This is a genomic window from Pseudomonas monsensis, from assembly GCF_014268495.2.
GTDB lineage: Bacteria > Pseudomonadota > Gammaproteobacteria > Pseudomonadales > Pseudomonadaceae > Aquipseudomonas > Aquipseudomonas monsensis.
The window spans coordinates 3,163,631-3,181,133 of the sequence record NZ_CP077087.1; the positions used below are offsets into that span (position 1 = coordinate 3,163,631).

A 17,503-nucleotide genomic window follows, 5' to 3' on the forward strand; every position below is an offset into this window, starting at 1 on the left:
CATGCCGCTGATCAGTGACATCCAGGTGCTTGAGCCTGGCAGCGAAGTGCTGCTCTTTGAATTGGACGGCACGGACTACGGCGCGGATGTTCTGCGCTTCCACGGGCACGCGATCCCGCATACGGCGGCCGAGCTGATCGCCGCCGGCGACAATGCCGACCAACTGCCGGCGAAGGCGATCTACTGGCAGGGCAACGAGTACAGCGCTTGGCCGATGCAGATCGAAGGCATAGAGGCGAACGGGGATGGTACGGCGGTTCGGCCCACGCTTTCGGTTGGCAACGTCAACGGGCGCATCACCGCGCTCTGTCTGGCGTTCGAGGATCTGCTCGAGTTCAAGCTGACGATGCGGCACACGCTGGGCACATATCTCGACGCCGCGAACTTCCCGGCCGGCAATCCAACGGCAGACCCAACCCAAGAAACGATCGAGGTCTGGTACATCGACCAGAAGACGAACGAGGACGGGGAAAACGTCAGTTGGGAGCTTGCCAGTCCGGGCGACGTCGGCAACGAGTCCATCGGCCGGCAGGCTACGACGCTGTGTCACTGGTGCCTCATCGGCGGCTACCGCGGGCCGAACTGCGGTTACACCGGGCCGTACGTGACCAAGGATGGCGTCGTCACCGACAACCCGGAACTGGACGAGTGTGATGCCACTCTGGGCAAGGGCTGCATCCCTCGTTTCGGCGAAGGCAACCCGCTGCCGTTCGGTGGCTTCCCGGCCGTTTCGCTGATCGCACGGAGCTGACATGCGCAAACACATTCTCAACGCGATCCAGGCGCACGCGGCGGCCGAGTACCCGAAAGAGTGCTGCGGGCTACTGCTGGGCGTTGGTCGCAAACAACAGTACTACCCGTGCCGCAATGTCTCGACCGAGCCGAACGAGGAATTTCGAATCGACCCGGAGGAATACGCGGCGGCCGAAGATGTAGGTGAGGTGATCGGTGTGGTGCATTCGCATCCGGATGCCACCAGCCGGCCGTCCCCGCGCGACCTGGCCATGTGCGAGGCGACGGCCATGCCGTGGCACATCCTCAGTTGGCCCGAGGGCGACTTGCGGACGGTTGTGCCCACCGGCGAGACGCCGCTGCTGAAGCGCCCGTTCGTCCATGGTGCCTGGGACTGCTGGCAGGTCTGCGCCGATTGGTACAGGCGCGAGTGGGGGCTGGAGTTCGAAGTCTTCAAGCGCGCCGACTGCTGGTGGGAAAGCAAGGACAGCACCAGCCTGTACGAGGCGAATTACGAGGCGGCCGGTTTCTACCGGGTCGACCAGCCGCAACGCGGCGACATGATCGTGATGGAAGTGGGGCGCACGGTTTTCCCGAACCACGCCGGGATCTTCCTCGGCACCGATCCGGCGTTGCCCGGCGAGGACGCAGGGACTTTCGGCCCCGGGCCGTTCCTGCTGCACCATTTGTACGGCCGGCCTTCGGAGGTCATTGTCTTCGGTGGGCCGTGGCTCGACCGGACACGCCTGATCCTCAGGCACAAAGATGCACAACCAACCACATGATGCGGCTGAGCCGAAAAAGGGATTTATGAAATCGCTAACCAATACAGGTTTGAACGAAAAACAAAGTGGGCGAGTCGGAATTGACGCCTATCAAGAAGCGGCTGATGAGGCCGCCGCCAGACAGGCGCGATCAATTAAAACCGTCCTTCAGCAGCGGCGAGAAAATTGTCAATCATCTTGTCGTAGTGCTCCTGATTGAGCGTGCCATTTTCCCTGTCGACATCGGTGAATATTTTCAGAGCTTCCTTAAACGCACCAGAGTCAATATTGCCAGATTTCTTTAGGCTCAGAATTAGGGCGAGTAATGCTGACGTGTTCGCAAGGTGCCCGGCTGCTGCTGCAAATTTGTTTTCGCTCATTCGACCTCCTAGGTCCTATCCGCGCCGAAATTGGCGCAATCCCAGTCCTTGGGCTTGCAGGCAAAGGACTGGGGAATCCGTTGCGTGGGGGCAAGAGGCTACTATCGGCGGGAGGAGGGGCGTTACTGGAGATTCGTACAGGCAGAAAAAAGCCCGGGATGGCCGGGCTTTGTTTATTTGCGATCATGAAGCGTTGGTCATCCGATCAGCAACTCAGTGCGGCGGAGGCGTTGAGTTCCATCGATCATGCCTTCAAATGTCCTAGCAAGGTTAAGATCGCCACCACCGTGAATCCATCCTACTAAGTAGGACCGAGCAAGATGGAAGCGGTTTTGTACGTCTTGATCGGATTCCGCTAGAGCAATATAGCTCTGCAGCTTCATGAAAAAATCGTTCGCTTGTTTCGCGTCAAGCGCATTGGGTTGCAACGGTTCCTCGAAAGGATTCATACGGGTAGCTCCAAAATTTTATAAAGGCTGACGATCAGTCGAGTGTAAGTAATACGCCATTAAGAGGGATTGCTGACATGGGAAAGGGGCGCAGCGCCTAGCTGGGCGGGCCTCATGCAGCGTCATCAGGATACGAAACGTGGAGGTCAGATTTGAAGCATATCCACGAGAGCATCGAGCTCCTCGAAGCGGCTGTCGCGCTCACTCGCGGGCAATGCCATTACATCATTCGCGATGAGCTCTTCCAGTTGTTCGACAAGCTCCAAATGGTGAGGGTTAGCAGCCTGCCCTTCAGGGAAGAGCTTAAAAGCAAATAACGATGCCCAAAGACCTCTGATCGATCCTCGCAAGGAAGCAGAAATTGCGCTTCGTAGAGCCTCTGCACTTGCTTCAGTGTCAACTTCCGCATCGCAGTCAGCTTTCACATGGGCGCGTGCATTAGCGATTTGTATCGCTTTTTTCTCGGGAGTCATTTCCTTCTCCGGTAATAAGATCCAGTCCGGCGCATGGTCGGGCTTCTCGATTTTGGTATCAATCCCCGGGACCGCGGACGACATAAGGCCGCTGGTCATGCTCCCACACGAAAGTGTGCCGATAGGTGCCGCTATAAAAGCTCCCGCCTCCCTCATAAGGGTTTTTTTTCGAGCAGGAGAATTGAATCATTGTTGGGTTGTACTCTGCGTACATGCTCTTGATCAGATCTACTAAAGCCTCCTCCATGTGAGGAGGTAACGGTATGTAGGCCATACAGGGATTCCAATGGTTTGCTTTGTTGAGGCCGGGCTTGGGTTATTGCAGCAAAGCGCCTGGCGTACCTGCAGCATCTGGGCTTAGCTGGCTTGCTAGCTTGAATGCCTGTTTGTGCTCTGAGACCAATTGCACGTATGAGTCCTGGCTGATTAGGTTTTCCGCCTTGAGCGCCTCAAGGTAACCAAGAACGTATGAGTCGTAGCCATGCTGCCTCTGCTCATTACCGGCGAGCTTGGTGACCCTGTACGCAGAGTCATGAATTTTCGCATGAGCTCGGGTGATGACCTCTTCATTGTCCATTTCAACTGCTGGCATCTGCTTTCCTATTTGTTGAGCTAGGTGGTTGCCACCTTGAGTTGAGGAGGCTTGGCGCTTGGCCCGGCTTGGTTAATTGTTTCAACTATCACCGTTATGGGGATAGCCGGATGTCGTGTGTTGGTAGGGGAGGAGGAATGACAATCGCGTAAGCGAGGAGAGGCCCAAGTGGATTATTTGAAGGGGGCCTTTGAGTATTCCTCTGCCACATCAGTGACAACCTCATCGAAGGTTTTCGACACGCCTTTATCTTTATTCAAGGCTATTCGGATAGTAGAGATGAGAATGACCTCTAGTGAAACGCCACGCTCATCTGCGTCTTTTTGCAGTTCATCGACCATGTATTTCGGGAGCGTAAAGGGAGTGCTTTCATTCGAGCCAATGGTATTCAGGTGTAGCTCTACCGTTTCTGGCTCATCATCAAAAGCTTCGAGATCTGATACTGCGATTTTGAGAGCTTTTGCCAGCTTCACTAAGGCAGTCATGCGAGGCTTCGACGTCCCGGTTTCATACCTTGCGATCTGCGGCACGCTCATCCCACTGGCTTTTGCCAGATCCTTCTGAGTCATGCCGGCATCGGCTCTCAGTCGTAGCAGTCGGGCAGGAAAACCTGCAGGTGCGCTCATTCAAAATCTCTTCAATTAAAGCTCTAGGGACATACTTTAAACGATATTAAATGATATTGACAGGATGCTTGCTTTTGCGATTGAATGATATCAAGTGATCTGAAGTGATGTGTTTTGTTCTTTTCGGGTCATAAAAAACCCCAGCTGGCGGGCTGGGGTTCAGGTGTGAATATTTTCTGAGGACATTCACGTGAGTAATGCTACCGAAAATTCAGTAGAAAACAATGCTCAGCGTAGAGCAGTTGACATCCTCCCGTTTAATTTTGGATCGCAGCAGGTACGTACGTTGCTGATTGGTGAGCAACCTTGGTTCGTTGCGGCGGACGTCTCATCGGCGCTCGAGTATCGAATCGCTGGAGACATGACGCGCAATTTAGACGAAGACGAAAAGGGTACGCAGATTGTGCGTACCCCTGGCGGCGACCAAGAAATGCTGGTCATCAACGAGTCGGGTCTTTACTCGGCAATCCTTCGTAGCCGTAAAACTGAAGCCAAGCGTTTCAAGAAGTGGGTCACCGCCGAAGTGCTGCCAGCCATCCGCAAGCATGGTCGCTACGAAGACCACGGCAAAATGACCGAGTTGATGAATCAGCTCAGCCTGGGGCAATTCAATGCCATCAAAGGTGTGATCCGGGACAAGGCCAAAGCTGTTCCTGCGGAACTCCGTCAAAGCTTCCAACTGGTCATGCATAACCGGCTGCACACTCGCTTCAACGTGTCCCGGACGGAGCTGATCCCGGCAGCCGACTTCGATGCGGCCTGCAACTTCATTGGGGCGTACGCGATCGAGGGCGAGTACCTGGCGAAGCAGGAGGAGGGCGGTTTGTTCTTCAGCCGTCAAGAAGTGCAGCACATCTATCTACTGATGTCGCGCCACGCCGCTCTGATGTTTGATCGAACGAATATCTTGGATGCGGCTAGGGCGCTGACATCCGCCTCGCTAATGCGGGTCTACGACCAAATCAATGAAGGTCGCGGTTCCTTTGGCGTTCTGGACGCCCGCCGTGAAGAGATTTATCAGAACTATCGCGCTCTGGGGTTGAACGGCGGCTACGCAATGGAGCGTGCAGCATGAACGCTTTGGTGATAGCTGGTATCGAGATTCACAAGGATGAGGACGGACGCTTCAGCCTGAATGATTTTCACCGGGCGGCGGGTGGAGAAGTTCGGCATAAACCCAGCGAGTGGATGCGTGTCGGCCAAGCTCAGGATTTGGCGGACGAGATTGGCAAAGCGGGAATTCCCGCTTTGAGGGTTGTTCGAGGTGGCCGCTCTCCAGGCACTTATGTCTGCAAGGAAATGGTCTACGCCTATGCCATGTGGGTCAGTCCAGTCTTCAGTCTTCATGTAATCCGAACGTTCGATACTGCTGCGGCCAACGACCATGTCATCCCACAGGAAAAGCGACTGCCAATCGCAGCCGAGAACCTTGATGCTGCAAAGCGGATCGCCGAGAGTTTCGGACTTGAGGGCAATCAGGCATTGCTGTGTGCCAACAGCATGGTCAAGTCCGCTATCGGCGTGGATCTGATGGAGATGACCGGGGTCAAGGGGCTGGTGAACGAGTCGCAGGAGTTGAATTACACGCCGACAGAGCTTGGCGCGAAGTTCGGCATGAGCGCGATCAGTATGAACAAGCTGTTGGCCGACTGTGGCCTTCAACACCAGGTGATCTATAAGCCCGGCAAGAAGCGCTGGGAAGTTACACCAGACGGCAAGCTGTTTGCTGTCATCACTGACACCGGAAAACGGCACAGCGATGGCAAGCCGGTTCAGCAGATTCTCTGGAAGGAATCGGTTCAAGAAATGCTTGCTCGGCTTGCCGAAAAGCTTCGTTCCGCTGCGCCCGCCGTAATCGCCGGCGGCGTTACGCGCTAAGGATCTATCCATGCAAAACCACTACCTCGCTCCGGCGGGGTTTTGGTGCTCTCCGAACGCTCTGATAAAGTCGCGTCAAACTCAAGCGAGGGAACGACGTGAAATTACTCATTGGTGCGATGGGATTAGCGGTGCTGGCTGGGTGTGCAACGTCGCCAACCCCTTCCAGCGAAGCAAGGCAGGCCCCGGCAAGTCAGCTTTCGGCATTTCAGAGCAAACCTTCAGGTCCATACGGAACTCTGCAAGTGATCCGTGATTCCGGCCACACTGGGAGCCTGTGTTCGATGGCGGTTTTCATCGATGGTAAGCAGGCTGCCAAGCTCGACCCAGGTCAGAAGGCGTCTTTCTATCTTCCACCTGATTCCGTGTCGGTCGGCGCGGCCTATACAGGCTCTGGCATCTGCTCAATGGGAGCTGAACGGGTTGAGCGTGAAGCAATCGTGAAAGATGGCGCTATCAAAAAATACCGAGTTTTCACCGGCGGTGATGGGCAGATAGACATACTGCCAACAACGCTTTGAATCGACCGCCTTCGGGCGGTTTTTTATTGCCTGGAGAATGACATGAGCTCTGCAATCACTTACACGCCCAAGACAATCGTAATGCTGTCAGGATCCCTGGCTAAAAAATTCTTCCGAAGCAAACCATTTCTTCTTGATGGCGGGTCCGTTGCGGAAGTCTTTCGCGCGCTTAACGCCACAGTTGAGGGATTTGCCGAGGAAATAAGGCGCCTTGAGCGTCTTGGTCTGAAGTTCGCTATCTATCGGAACCGAGAAAATATCGGGATGGATGGGTTGGAGCTTGGTGGTACGCGGGAAATCCGCATTGTCCCAGTGATTGGTGGTAACAAGCGCGCCGGTGGCCTGCAAACAATCGTTGGCACGGTGATGATCGCAGCAGCCTATGTACTGTCGTTTACTCCATTCGCAGCTGCATCACCGTTTCTGTACGCGGCCGGTGCATCGATGGCGATTGGCGGCGTGATCCAGATGCTCAGCCCGCAAGCCTCTGGCCTGAAGCAAAGCGCTTCCCCGGAAAACGCACCGTCCTATGCCTTCGGCAGCGCCAAGAACACCACAGCCAGCGGCAACCCGGTCCCGATCTGCATCGGCGAACGCCGGTGGGGTGGGATGATCATCTCGGCCTCGATTCTGGCCGAAGACAAAGCGTAGTCAGAACAGCAGCACACCAACCGCCCGCGAGGCGGTTTTTTTATGCCTGGAGGAAAGCATGGGCGCAGAGCAACAGATCGAGATCCACGGCGAGAAGGGCGGCAGCAGCAAGCCGAAGTCGCCGGTCGAAGCCAGCGATAGCCTGCGCTCGACCAACCTTGCGAAATTGCTGATCGCCGTGGGCGAGGGGGAGTTCGACAGCGTCCCGACCGATTACGACATCTACCTGGACAACACGCCGATTCGCGATTCCAGCGGCAACTACAACTTCCCGAACGTGAAGTGGGACTGGCGCCCGGGCTCGGTGGATCAGACCTATATCCCGGGCATTCCATCCGTAGAGAACGAGACGTCGCTGAACATCGAGCTTCGCAGCGATACGCCGTGGGTGCGCTCGATCACCAACATCCAACTTTCCGCCGTGCGTATTCGTTTGGCGTGGCCAGCGCTGCAACGCTCAGATGATCAGGGCAATGTCGGCGGGTACCGCATTGAGTACGCGATCGACGTGGCTACTGACGGCGGTTCCTATCAGGAAATGCTGGTGGACGCCGTCGACGGCAAGACCACCACTCGCTACGAGCGCTCGCGCCGCGTCGATCTGCCGGACGCCACCACGGGCTGGCAGATCCGCGTGCGCCGCCTGACGCCGAACCAGAACACCAACAAGATCGCCGACACCATGCTGGTGGCCGGTTATACCGAGGTTATCGACGCAAAGCTGCGCTACCCGAATACCGCGCTGCTCTACATCGAGTTCGACGCTGAACAGTTCACCAACATTCCTGCCGTGACTGTGAGGTGCAAGGCGCGGCGCTGGATGGTGCCGAGCAACTATGACCCGGTGGCGCGCACTTACAGCGGGACGTGGGACGGTTCGATGAAGTCGGCCTGGACCAATAACCCGGCGTGGATCACCTACGGCATTTGCACCGAAGACCGCTTCGGCCTGGGCAAGCGCATCAAGCCATTCATGGTCGATAAGTGGGAGTTGTACCGGATCGCTCAATACTGCGACCAACTGGTGCCAAACGGGCTGGGCGGGCAGGAGCCGCGCTTCCTCTGCGACATGAACCTGCAGGGCAAAGCCGACGCTTGGTCGCTGCTACGCGATATCTCGGCAATCTATCGGGGTATGACCTACTGGGCGCAGGGCCAGTTGGTGATGCAAGCCGACATGCCGCGCGCGCAGGACTTCGATTACGTCTTCACCCGGGCGAACGTCATCGACGGCAAATTTTCGTACGGCAGCGCCTCGGCAAAGACACGGTACACCCGTGCGCTGGTCAGCTACGACAATCCGGCGAACAACTACGACACCGACGTCATCCCGTTCGCTGATCTGGATCTGCAACGCCGCTATGGCGACCGGCCGACCGAACTGAGCGCCATTGGCTGCACCCGCGCCTCCGAGGCCCAGCGCCGCGGCAAGTGGGCGATCTTGAGCAACAACCAAGACCGCACCGTCTCGTTCAAGACCGGCATGGAGGGCGTTATTCCGCTGCCGGGCCACATCATCCCGGTGGCGGATTCGCTGCTGGCTGGGCGGGAGATAGGCGGCCGGATCTCGGCGGTGGCGGGGCGGGTTGTAACTCTTGATCGCGACACCCAGGCCAAGGTCGGCGACCGCCTGATCATCAACCTGCCGGGCGGTCGTGCCGAAGGTCGCACCGTGCAAAGCGTCAATGGCCGCGCCGTGACCGTCACTGTCGGTTACAGCGAGCCTCCGGTGGCGCAGCTGCAATGGGCGCTCGACGCTGACGATTTGGCGATTCCGCTGTACCGCGTGCTGCGCACCAAGCGCACCACCGAGGGCGACTATGAAATCAGCGCGCTGCAGTTCGAGCCGAGCAAGTTCGCACACATCGACACCGGTGCGCGTTTGGAGGAACGGCCGATCAGCGTAATTCCGATCACGGTGGTCCCGGCGCCTGCCAGCGTCACCCTCACCTCGACGTCGTCGGTTGTGCAAGGGCTGTCCGTGGCAACCATGACCATCAGTTGGCCTGCCGTTGATGGCGCGGTCGGCTATGACGTGGAATGGCGCAAGGACAGCGGCAACTGGATCAAGGTGCAGCGCACCGGTTTGAACAATGTGGACGTGGTCGGTATTTATGCGGGTGCATACGTTGCCCGTGTGCGTGCGGTGAGTGCGTTCGATATCAGTTCGCAGTGGCGCAATTCGATCCTGACCGATCTCAGTGGCAAACAGGGATTGCCGCCGGCGCTCAGCTATCTGACCGCGACGCCACTGCTGTTCGGGATCTATTTGAAGTGGGGCTTTCCGGCTGGCGCCGAGGACAGCCAGCGCACCGAAATCTGGTACGGGCCAACCAGCAGTTTGGAGGCAGCCACCAAGCTGACCGACCTGGCTTATCCGCAGAGCGATTTCTCCCTGCTCGGTCTGCGCGCGGGTGTGACGCTCTACTTCTGGGGCCGGATCGTCGACAAGATCGGAAACATTGGACCTTGGTATCCGATCGGCATTGGCGTTCAGGGGCAATCGAGTTCTGATGCCGCCGCCATTCTGGAGCTGATCGCCGGGCAGATCGGCGAAACCGAGTTGAGTGATGACCTGCGGGAGGAAATCGAAAAGATTCCAGGCCTGCAGGCGCAAATCGACGCGCTCGACGGCCTGAAGACCTACAACCCGGACGATACCTACGAGGAATACGACCTTGTAGTCGTCGGCAAGCGGATCTATCAAGCCACCGGCCCGGTGCCGCCCGAAACTCCACCGCCAAATCCGGCGTACTGGCTGGACGTAGGCCAAACGGTGGAAACGGCGAATGGGTTGGCTCAGCAGGTGGCAACCAACACCGCAGAGATCACCGAACTCGATGGTGTGGTCACGGCGCAAGCGACTGCGTTCGAGGCGTTGCGTGCATCGTCTCGTGCCGATGACGGAGAGGGCGAGCTTGCCGATGCTCTAAAAGGGTGGACCAACACAGCGGCGATCGCTTCGGAGAAAAAAGTTAGATCCTCTGAGACGGAGGCTCTTGCTCAAATCACAACTACCCTCGATGCCAAGGTTGGCGAGAACGAGGCGAACGTGACCGACCTCCGGCAGGTGGTGGCCACCGATCGAGAAGCCACCGCGCAGGCAATCACTCAGGTGAACGTCAAGGTTGGCGAGAACAGCGCCGCCATCCAGGAAACCTCGACCGCTTTCGCGAATACCGATGGCAAGTTGTCGACCATGTGGTCGGTGAAGATGCAGGTCACGGCGAACGGGCAGTACGTCGCGGCTGGCATTGGGCTTGGGATCGAGAATACCGGCGCTGGCCTTCAAAGCCAGTTTCTGGTGAGCGCTGACCGGTTCGCGATCGTCAATACCATTGCCGGCGGCGCTATATCGGTTCCGTTCGCGGTGCAGGGCGGCCAGGTCTTCATGAACTCCGCGTTCATTCAGGACGGCAGCATCACGATGTTGAAGATTGGCCAGTACCTGCAATCGGACAACTACGTTGCTGGCTCTCAAGGCTGGCGTCTGGATAAAGCCGGGAACCTCGAGTTCAACGGCCCAGCACCGGGCGGCGGACGCCTGACGATGACAAACCGAGCCATCAAGGTCTATGACCAAAATGGTGTGAAGCGTGTCCAGCTTGGAGACCTCGATGCATGAGCCATGGAATGAGAATTTGGGGCGCGGATGGCGCGCTCCAGATTGATGAGAACTCATTTACAGTGCGGTCCGTCCTTTTTCAGGTTGTGACCTTTTCAGGATCAACAAAGCAGGTAAAGACGCTTCCCGTCCCAACTGGCTGCACTTCGCTGAATTGTGTAGCTACCGTCATTCCAATAGGCGCATGGGACTCAACTCAAACCCAGTTTGAGACATTGATGAGGGATGACGGATTTGTTGATGTCTACAACTATGTCAGGGGCTGGGGAGGAACTGATGTTTCTTATGGTTCAATGCAGCTGATGATTGTGAGGTTCAGATGAGCTTTGGTCTCAGCTTTGTAAATCAAAGTGATGTAGTTGTCATTGATAGCGAAATTTCGAGGATGTGTGTCATCGAGTCAGGGAGGCTTTTTAATAATGGTGATAGTTCTAATACATCCACGAATATGTTCGCGCGGACAATTACTACGCAGGAGCCTCCCTTTGTTTTCGCTCGGCCCGACGTAACGTCCCTATACGCCGATGTGAGGATTATAGGATCGCCAGGTGCTTGGACAGGGTTTTACTTGATCAGTAGAACCGGTACCGGCTTTGCTCCGGGTAGCTGGTTTGTTTGTTCATTCGGCGCACAGGCTGTTTCTTCGTTCGGGCTCAGGCTCTGGGGAGCATCAAGCGATCTCATATTTGATTCAGGTACTCCTGCTGCCATTTTTACTCAAGCTGCGCAAGCCTGGACATATGTAAGAAGCGAGGTTGGTTCGCAGGGCATATACACCAATTATTACACCGTAGGAAATAATATCGGCGTTAACGATTATTTGATGATAAATAATTTTAGCATGAGGCTTTTGCCAAATAGATCAATTGTTTGCAGTTGGAATGTAACTACAAATACATTGTCGGCATTAACTCAGGCATCTAACAATCCTTACGCTTTCAATATGCCGGCTCTGTTTGCGAAGAAAGTGGCTAATTAAATTTTTCGTAAAAATCCTAAGGACAAAAATTTATGTCTTGGTACAAGTCAGGGGTGGTCTCTGTCGTCCAAAATTCCAACTCAGTGATCGGGAGTGGTACAGCTTTTATTTCCAATAGCCGGGTCGGTGATGCCTTCCGTGGCCCTGACGGCGGCTGGTACGAGATCACCAATATCGCTAGTGATACGGCGATGTCGATTTCACCGAACTATCAGGGGGCGACGAATGCGGCCGGGGTTTATGCGATCGCGCCAATGCAGGGCTACCCAAAAGACCTGGCAGACCAAGCTCGCTTGATTATCAATCAGTGGGGCGAGAAGCTCGCATCCCTTGGGACCACCGGCAACTATGACATTCTGCCGCTGGCAAAGGGCGGCACCGCCGCTGACAATCTCGTAGACGCGAAAGCCAACCTTGGCATTCTCGATATCCAGACCGTGCTGCGTGGTGGCACTGGTGCGAACAATGCACCCGACGCGCTCACCAATCTGGGCGCGCTGCCGGTGGCCGGCGGGAAAATGACCGGCGCCCTGAACGATGCGACCGTGGTCACTTTGCCGAGTGCGGCCACGGTAAACATCGGCGCCGCCGCCTCGAACATCGTCAGCATCAGTGGGAACACGACAATCACTAGCTTCGGGGTAATCGCCTCGGGGGCACGGCGTACGCTGCGCTTTACTGGCAACCTTGTACTGACGCACAACAGTTCGACTCTTATCCTGCCGGGCGGCGCAAATATTACGACTCAGCCTGGTGATTGGGCGGAGTACGTGAGCTTTGGTTCTGGAGTGTGGGTTTGCGAGAGCTACACGCGGGCAAACGGAAAGCCTGTGGCGTTTGCCTATGACCGGTCCAACATTCTGGGCGGTCTTTCGCAAACGGGTGGAGTACCAACGGGCGGCATCATCGAACGAGGCTCAAATTCCAGCGGCTCGTATGTGAAGTTTGCCGACGGTACGTTGATCTGCACTCAGACGAATCAAAGCTCGCTCGGGTACTACAACGCATCGAACATCGGTTTTATCTGGACTTACCCCCATCCCTTCTCCTCGTACAGCTTCGCGATGGCGAACATCGTTGGCACGCTGGGTATTTCGCGTGCGGTCACGACCGTTGGCGCCTATGCGCGCAACGCCACTACCGCAAACATTTCAGCGTTTAGCTTGGGCGCTTTCGCCGGCGCGGATGCTGCTTCCTTCACTTTCGACTGTTTCGCAATTGGACGGTGGTACGAATGAAAATTATCTTGAGCCCCCAGCGGCGTGATGATCAGCTGGTCGTCACCAAAAGCGGCGAAGTCCTGACCGTCAACGGATCGGTTTACGACTTCTCGCCGATGGGCAATGGCGACACTCTGCCGCGTGATGCATTGAACAGTGAGTGGTTCGCCGGGGACGTCGACAAGGTTGATGGGGAACTGGTGCTGACCCTGTTGCTGCCGAACCCATGGAACTATAGCCAGGCGCAAGCGTTTCCTGTGCCTCTTCTAAATGTCCCGGACGGCCCCGTTGTCTTCCCGGAACCCAATCCTGTAGAGGAAAACGGAGAGCAGCAGGCGCCAATTTTTGCAATACCCGAGATGGCAACGGCCGGAGTTATTGACTGGTCGAAGTTGATCACCGCCGCCATGAAAGCTACGGCGGCAGCGGTTGAGCATTTGGCACAGGCCAAAGCCGATCTCACGGCGCGGAATGCGAAAGCAGTCACCCAGATCGCACGCATTCAAGACCGTGTCGACACGATCGGATTCGGCGTTGATATCGGTGAGGCCACTGAAGAAGACGAGGCCGAACTTGCCGCGCTGGCTGTCACCATCAAAGCCTGGAAAACCTACAAGTACGCCTTGGGCAAGGTCACAACTCAGCCGACCTGGTATCAGGCGCCAGTCTGGCCGACCGAGCCGCCGATCCCCGAGATCGTCGCTGCGCCGATGCTGAGCGCAACCGAAACGATATGAGCCATCCTGATCACCGAAACCCGCCGATGAGCGGGTATTTTTTTGCCTGGAGAAAAGCATGACCGTCACTGAGAAAGATCGCGATGTACTTGCCCGCACGCTGTGGGGTGAAGCTCGGGGCGAAGGAACGCCCGGCCAGATCGCTGTTGCCTGGGCTATCCGCAACCGTGTATTCGATGGAAAGAGCAATTCGTGGTGGGGAGAGGGGTATACCGGCGTTTGCCAGAAGCCTTACCAGTTCAGCTGCTGGAACAAGACCGACCCAAATTATCAATTCCTGATCGGCGTGAAGGAAATCCCGTTCCGCGAGCTGGCGCAATGTCGGATCGCTGCCGACCAGGTGATCGACGACAAGATGCCTGATCCCACCGGCGGCGCCACGCATTACTACGCCACCAGCATCAAGGCGCCGGCCTGGGCGGCGAAGGCCAAGCAGACCCTCAAGCTGGGCGGTCACGTTTTCTTCAAGGATGTGCCGTGATGACCGTTCCTTGGAAAGCGGTGGGCCTGCTGGCACTGGTTCTTATCGGCACCGTGAGTGCCTGGCAATTTCAAGACTGGCGCTACGGAAAGCAGTTGGCCGAGCAGGCGCGACTGCACGCAGAAACCCTCAATGATCTGACCCAGGCTGCGGCAACCGCGCAACAGGCTGAGCAGGACAAGCGCCTGGCCCTCGAACAGCGGCTGGCGACCAGTGAGCAAACCCATTACAGGAAATTGAGCGATGCCCAACGTGACCAAGATCGCATGCGCGATCGCCTTGCCACTGCTGATGTCCGGCTGTCAGTCCTCCTCGACGCGGATTCAGCCGGTGGCTGTGACTTGTCAAAAGCCACCGGCGCCGGCGGCGTGGATCATGCAGCCGTACGAGCCCGACTTGACCCAGCGCATGCTCAAAGAATTATCGACATCACCGACACCGGTGACAGGGGACTGATCGCGCTGCAGGCATGTCAGGCTTATGTGAAGGCTATCAGCGCTTCTGGTCTCGCGCCTCCCTGAGCAGTCGCTGGTTCTCAAGGAATAGATGATCACGCTGATCGGAGACCCGCAGCAGGCTATTTACCTGACCAAGCAGTTCGCCTCGTTCATTCTGGAGGCGAGCAACTTCAGCGGTGGATTTTTCGAGCTCGGCTTCTGATCGAGCTTTTCCGGCAGACAATTGATCGTTCATCTCAACCAGCTTGAATATCCGCTCCCTGGCTTGGCGCAGCTGCAGGTTCAGTTCCTCGAACTCATTTTCGTAAAGCGCGAGCTGGTGTCGGCAAGTTTCGAGCGGCGTCGGGCAATCGAGCCAGTCGTCGGTGTTTTCGATATCGGAGGGATTCACGGAAGACGCCTTGCTTTTTACTGTTTGGATATACAGTAATCGAGGTGCGGCGACCGGGCGAGGATGAAGCGACGAAGTGTCAGTCTGGAGTCATCAACACGGCTAAGGTCATCTTGATGAATTCTTCGTTCTTGTCGATTGCCCAGAGCGCGCCGCGGACATTCTCAGCGACATCGGCAGATCCGCGCTGCTCGACCCACTTCGATAATTCCATGATGGCGGCCTCGAGGGCGAGCTGGTTTTCGTTGATCTTGAATAGCAGGGAAGGGAGCAGATCTGAGTTCGGCATATTGGTTTCCTCCGTGGACGAAACCAGAGTAGCAGGAAGATTCAATGTCGGCAGAACGCCGGAGGAGGGCAAAGCACTGTAGGAAAATACAGCGCTAAGTTGTTGATTCTTATAGCGGGTAAAGTCGATTTCTTACCTTGCTAATTTCGGCTTGTTTTCGTTATTAATCAATAGGTTGTGTGTGTTTAGTGGTCACCTTGACATGGTGGTGTTCTGGACAACAACTCCCAGGTCGGAGTTATGCAGAATCGGCATACTGGCGGTCAGCCAGAGCGGAGCAGAAAAGAGGTGGATCGCCAAATTTCAGCGCCGTTTTCCGGTCCGCAATCATTTCAAGGTATGCGGAAACATTGGGCTGCATTGCAGGCTTTCAAGCTTGATTGCGGACCAGAAAACCTATCACAAGGTGCGGCCTGATTGATTTCCACTCGGGACTTAAAATCCCCCGCTCGTAAGGGCGTGCCGGTTCGATTCCGGCTTCGGGCACCATGAATATCAAGGGCTTGCATGACATACCTCATGCAAGCCCTTAGTTCTTTTTTCCGCAATCAAAATATCTTTTCCGCAATTCGTGACCGTTAGTCACCTCGTAGGGGTGACCTTCATACCCTTTCGCATACGGATGTACTGTTCTGTCATCCCTACGGTGGTGTGTCCAAGTTGGTCCCGAGCTTCTCTGATGCTCCCTGTTGACTCCTCTTTATCCGTGGCCGCTTTTGCTCGTAGGTCGCGCATCTGAAATTCTGCTTTTGGAATCCCGGCTGCTTCCCTGGCGTCATCGAACCGTTTTCTGAGCATGCTGGTTGTCATCGGCTGCCCAGAGTCGATTACTACGAGACGTGTTGATCTGATTTTCTGTCCAGCCTTTCGTGCCATGATTCGATCGATTACGACTTTGAGCTCACCAATGATCTCGATCCTTCGTTTAGCCCCAGTCTTGCCTTGCTGAACGGAGAGCTTTCCTTCTTTTATGTCTCGCTCATCCATCTTCAATGTGTCTGCGACCCTCTGATCTGTTAGATAGAAGAGGTCTAAAGCGTCTCTCAAGGGCTGATCATCATGCTCAAGGATGGAGCACGGGGGTGGGCCTTACTGCGCCGCCTCGCACTTCGCTCCGGTGTCTGTATCGTGTGCGGCGTGTCAGCGATGATGTTGCTGTTCGGCGCGGGCCTGTCGATTTGGACAGCGGGCGCCTTGGGTTGCCTGACCGCGATGGCCGGCGCGGATGTCGCAATCGGCTTGTACGAACGCTGGGTCGCCAAGCGGCTGGACCTGAGCGAAGCCGAGCCGAAGGCATGAGCCGGGCTGGCCGGGTAGGGCGCCGCTTTTTACGGGTCCTCCCCGAGGCCTGCCCCCCTACACGGGTTATCGAACTCGCGGAATCTTTCTAGCTGAAACCTTTGCAGGGATGTCCGTCTTTCCAAGGGAGTGGGGGCAGGGCATGGCACTCGGATGCCGGCTCGACAGCCGGACCGGGCAGAAAACCGCCGGGGACCCTGGGGACTTTCAAAGGGCACGGGGTCGGAAACCCGCGGGATCGCGTTAGTGGGAGACCCGCCAGCTTACTGAAATTTCAATCCACTGAAATCTTGAAAGGATTCATTGAAAAGCCGCTGAAAAGGAGGGCTTATGACCGCAGTCACGTACCTGTCCAAGAGCGCCTGCGCCGCGCACATCGGCCGGTCACCGAGTTATATCTCCTGGCTCAAGGAGAACGGTCGACTGGTGCTGTCGCCCAATGGCAAGCAAGTCGACGTGCTGGTCACCGAAGCATTGATCCGCGAAACCGCCGACCCGAGCAAGGCTGCCGTCGCTGCTCGCCACCAACAGGATCGGCTTCAGCGTGATGTATACAGGCACGTCGCAGCCAAATCCGAGTCGACTAACATGGCTGCGCCGCCATCCGCTGATCCTGCGCAAGGACAGACTCCTGACTTTCAGAAAGCAAGAGTGCATCGCGAGCATTACCTGGTGCGGATGGCGGAGATGGAGTTCCGTAAGGCACAAGGCGAACTGGTGGAAATCAGCTTTGTGCAGAAAGCCGCTTTTGAAACAGCACGTTCGCTCAATCACTCGTTGATGAGCCTCTCGCCGCAGTTGGCGCCACAACTAGCCGCGCTATCGGACCCGTGGGAAGTGGAACGACAGCTGACTGCTGCGCTACGTCAACGGCTCAACGAGGCGTCTCAAGTGTCCTGCGACGATTTTGGCGTCCTATTGAGCGAGTGCTGAGGGTATCCCTAGCTTAGGTTTAGTT

General features: G+C 56.4%; 20 protein-coding genes, 1 tRNA gene and 2 pseudogenes. 15 read left to right on the top strand and 8 right to left on the bottom strand.

The genetic code is table 11. The features are described from left to right. The first annotated feature begins 1 nt into the window (after position 1). Both HV782_RS13925 and HV782_RS13930 read left to right on the top strand, forming a co-directional pair. Complete coding sequence (locus HV782_RS13925) at positions 2 to 751, top strand: phage minor tail protein L (protein WP_186745654.1); 750 nt, start codon at positions 2 to 4, stop codon at positions 749 to 751. A gap of 1 nt (position 752) precedes the next feature. Beyond that, positions 753 to 1,517, top strand: a complete 765-nt coding sequence (locus HV782_RS13930) for a C40 family peptidase (protein WP_186745652.1) — start codon at positions 753 to 755, stop codon at positions 1,515 to 1,517. Positions 1,518 to 1,651: 134 nt separating this feature from the next. On the opposite strand, the gene HV782_RS13935 is transcribed toward HV782_RS13930, so the two are convergent. From HV782_RS13935 to HV782_RS13955, 5 genes are all read right to left on the bottom strand, one after another. Next, positions 1,652 to 1,876: a hypothetical protein gene (locus HV782_RS13935; protein ID WP_186745650.1), complete on the bottom strand. Its 225-nt coding sequence runs from the start codon at positions 1,874 to 1,876 to the stop codon at positions 1,652 to 1,654. A gap of 197 nt (positions 1,877 to 2,073) precedes the next feature. Next, positions 2,074 to 2,325 (bottom strand): hypothetical protein, encoded by a 252-nt coding sequence (locus tag HV782_RS13940; RefSeq protein ID WP_186745648.1) that lies wholly within the window; start codon positions 2,323 to 2,325, stop codon positions 2,074 to 2,076. Between the two features lie 146 nt (positions 2,326 to 2,471). After that, the gene (locus HV782_RS13945; RefSeq protein WP_186745646.1) at positions 2,472 to 2,897 is read right to left on the bottom strand and encodes a hypothetical protein; all 426 of its coding nucleotides are present in this window, start codon (positions 2,895 to 2,897) and stop codon (positions 2,472 to 2,474) included. 217 nt (positions 2,898 to 3,114) lie between these two features. Continuing rightward, positions 3,115 to 3,390, bottom strand: coding sequence for a hypothetical protein (locus tag HV782_RS13950; protein WP_186745643.1), 276 nt, complete (start codon positions 3,388 to 3,390; stop codon positions 3,115 to 3,117). Positions 3,391 to 3,563: 173 nt separating this feature from the next. Further along, positions 3,564 to 4,016 (bottom strand): helix-turn-helix domain-containing protein, encoded by a 453-nt coding sequence (locus tag HV782_RS13955; RefSeq protein ID WP_186745641.1) that lies wholly within the window; start codon positions 4,014 to 4,016, stop codon positions 3,564 to 3,566. A gap of 190 nt (positions 4,017 to 4,206) precedes the next feature. Between HV782_RS13955 and HV782_RS13960 the strand changes: the two genes are divergently transcribed. From HV782_RS13960 to HV782_RS14010, 10 genes are all read left to right on the top strand, one after another. Continuing rightward, positions 4,207 to 5,091, top strand: a complete 885-nt coding sequence (locus tag HV782_RS13960) for a BRO-N domain-containing protein (protein ID WP_186745639.1) — start codon at positions 4,207 to 4,209, stop codon at positions 5,089 to 5,091. Next, entirely contained in the window at positions 5,088 to 5,894 is an 807-nt protein-coding gene (locus HV782_RS13965) for a KilA-N domain-containing protein (RefSeq protein WP_186745637.1), read from the top strand. The genes HV782_RS13960 and HV782_RS13965 overlap by 4 nt, the downstream gene beginning before the upstream one ends. A gap of 98 nt (positions 5,895 to 5,992) precedes the next feature. Next, on the top strand, positions 5,993 to 6,415 hold the full coding sequence (locus tag HV782_RS13970) for a hypothetical protein (protein WP_186745634.1): 423 nt from the start codon (positions 5,993 to 5,995) through the stop codon (positions 6,413 to 6,415). A 42-nt stretch (positions 6,416 to 6,457) separates the two neighbouring features. Further along, positions 6,458 to 7,066 (top strand): tail assembly protein, encoded by a 609-nt coding sequence (locus tag HV782_RS13975; protein WP_186745632.1) that lies wholly within the window; start codon positions 6,458 to 6,460, stop codon positions 7,064 to 7,066. Positions 7,067 to 7,124: 58 nt separating this feature from the next. Beyond that, positions 7,125 to 10,691, top strand: coding sequence for a TipJ family phage tail tip protein (locus tag HV782_RS13980; RefSeq protein WP_186745630.1), 3,567 nt, complete (start codon positions 7,125 to 7,127; stop codon positions 10,689 to 10,691). A 568-nt stretch (positions 10,692 to 11,259) separates the two neighbouring features. Continuing rightward, positions 11,260 to 11,670, top strand: a complete 411-nt coding sequence (locus HV782_RS13985) for a hypothetical protein (protein ID WP_186745628.1) — start codon at positions 11,260 to 11,262, stop codon at positions 11,668 to 11,670. 32 nt (positions 11,671 to 11,702) lie between these two features. Further along, positions 11,703 to 12,908 (top strand): hypothetical protein, encoded by a 1,206-nt coding sequence (locus HV782_RS28595; RefSeq protein WP_225931078.1) that lies wholly within the window; start codon positions 11,703 to 11,705, stop codon positions 12,906 to 12,908. Positions 12,909 to 13,249: 341 nt separating this feature from the next. Continuing rightward, complete coding sequence (locus tag HV782_RS14000; RefSeq protein WP_186745865.1) at positions 13,250 to 13,627, top strand: phage tail protein; 378 nt, start codon at positions 13,250 to 13,252, stop codon at positions 13,625 to 13,627. A 58-nt stretch (positions 13,628 to 13,685) separates the two neighbouring features. Then, positions 13,686 to 14,108 carry a cell wall hydrolase gene (locus HV782_RS14005; protein ID WP_186745626.1) on the top strand — a complete coding sequence of 141 codons (423 nt, stop codon included), beginning with the start codon at positions 13,686 to 13,688 and terminating at the stop codon, positions 14,106 to 14,108. Further along, on the top strand, positions 14,108 to 14,629 hold the full coding sequence (locus tag HV782_RS14010; protein ID WP_186745624.1) for a lysis system i-spanin subunit Rz: 522 nt from the start codon (positions 14,108 to 14,110) through the stop codon (positions 14,627 to 14,629). The genes HV782_RS14005 and HV782_RS14010 overlap by 1 nt, the downstream gene beginning before the upstream one ends. Here the strand turns inward: HV782_RS14010 and HV782_RS14015 are convergent. After that, on the bottom strand, positions 14,601 to 14,957 hold the full coding sequence (locus tag HV782_RS14015) for a hypothetical protein (RefSeq protein WP_225931079.1): 357 nt from the start codon (positions 14,955 to 14,957) through the stop codon (positions 14,601 to 14,603). The genes HV782_RS14010 and HV782_RS14015 overlap by 29 nt on opposite strands. A 79-nt stretch (positions 14,958 to 15,036) precedes the next feature. Then, entirely contained in the window at positions 15,037 to 15,246 is a 210-nt protein-coding gene (locus tag HV782_RS14020) for a hypothetical protein (RefSeq protein ID WP_186745621.1), read from the bottom strand. A gap of 411 nt (positions 15,247 to 15,657) precedes the next feature. Here HV782_RS14020 and HV782_RS14025 point away from each other — a divergent pair. Next, positions 15,658 to 15,735: transfer RNA gene (locus HV782_RS14025), tRNA-OTHER, on the top strand. Positions 15,736 to 15,828: 93 nt separating this feature from the next. Here the strand turns inward: HV782_RS14025 and HV782_RS14030 are convergent. Then, positions 15,829 to 16,308: pseudogene (locus tag HV782_RS14030) on the bottom strand (tyrosine-type recombinase/integrase); the annotation flags it as partial. A 3-nt stretch (positions 16,309 to 16,311) separates the two neighbouring features. Here HV782_RS14030 and HV782_RS14035 point away from each other — a divergent pair. Together HV782_RS14035 and HV782_RS14040 are read left to right on the top strand one after the other, a co-directional pair. After that, a pseudogene (locus HV782_RS14035) lies at positions 16,312 to 16,545 on the top strand (phage holin family protein); the annotation flags it as partial. Between the two features lie 330 nt (positions 16,546 to 16,875). Continuing rightward, positions 16,876 to 17,478, top strand: coding sequence for a low molecular weight phosphatase family protein (locus HV782_RS14040; RefSeq protein WP_186745619.1), 603 nt, complete (start codon positions 16,876 to 16,878; stop codon positions 17,476 to 17,478). The last annotated feature ends 25 nt before the right edge of the window (positions 17,479 to 17,503 follow it).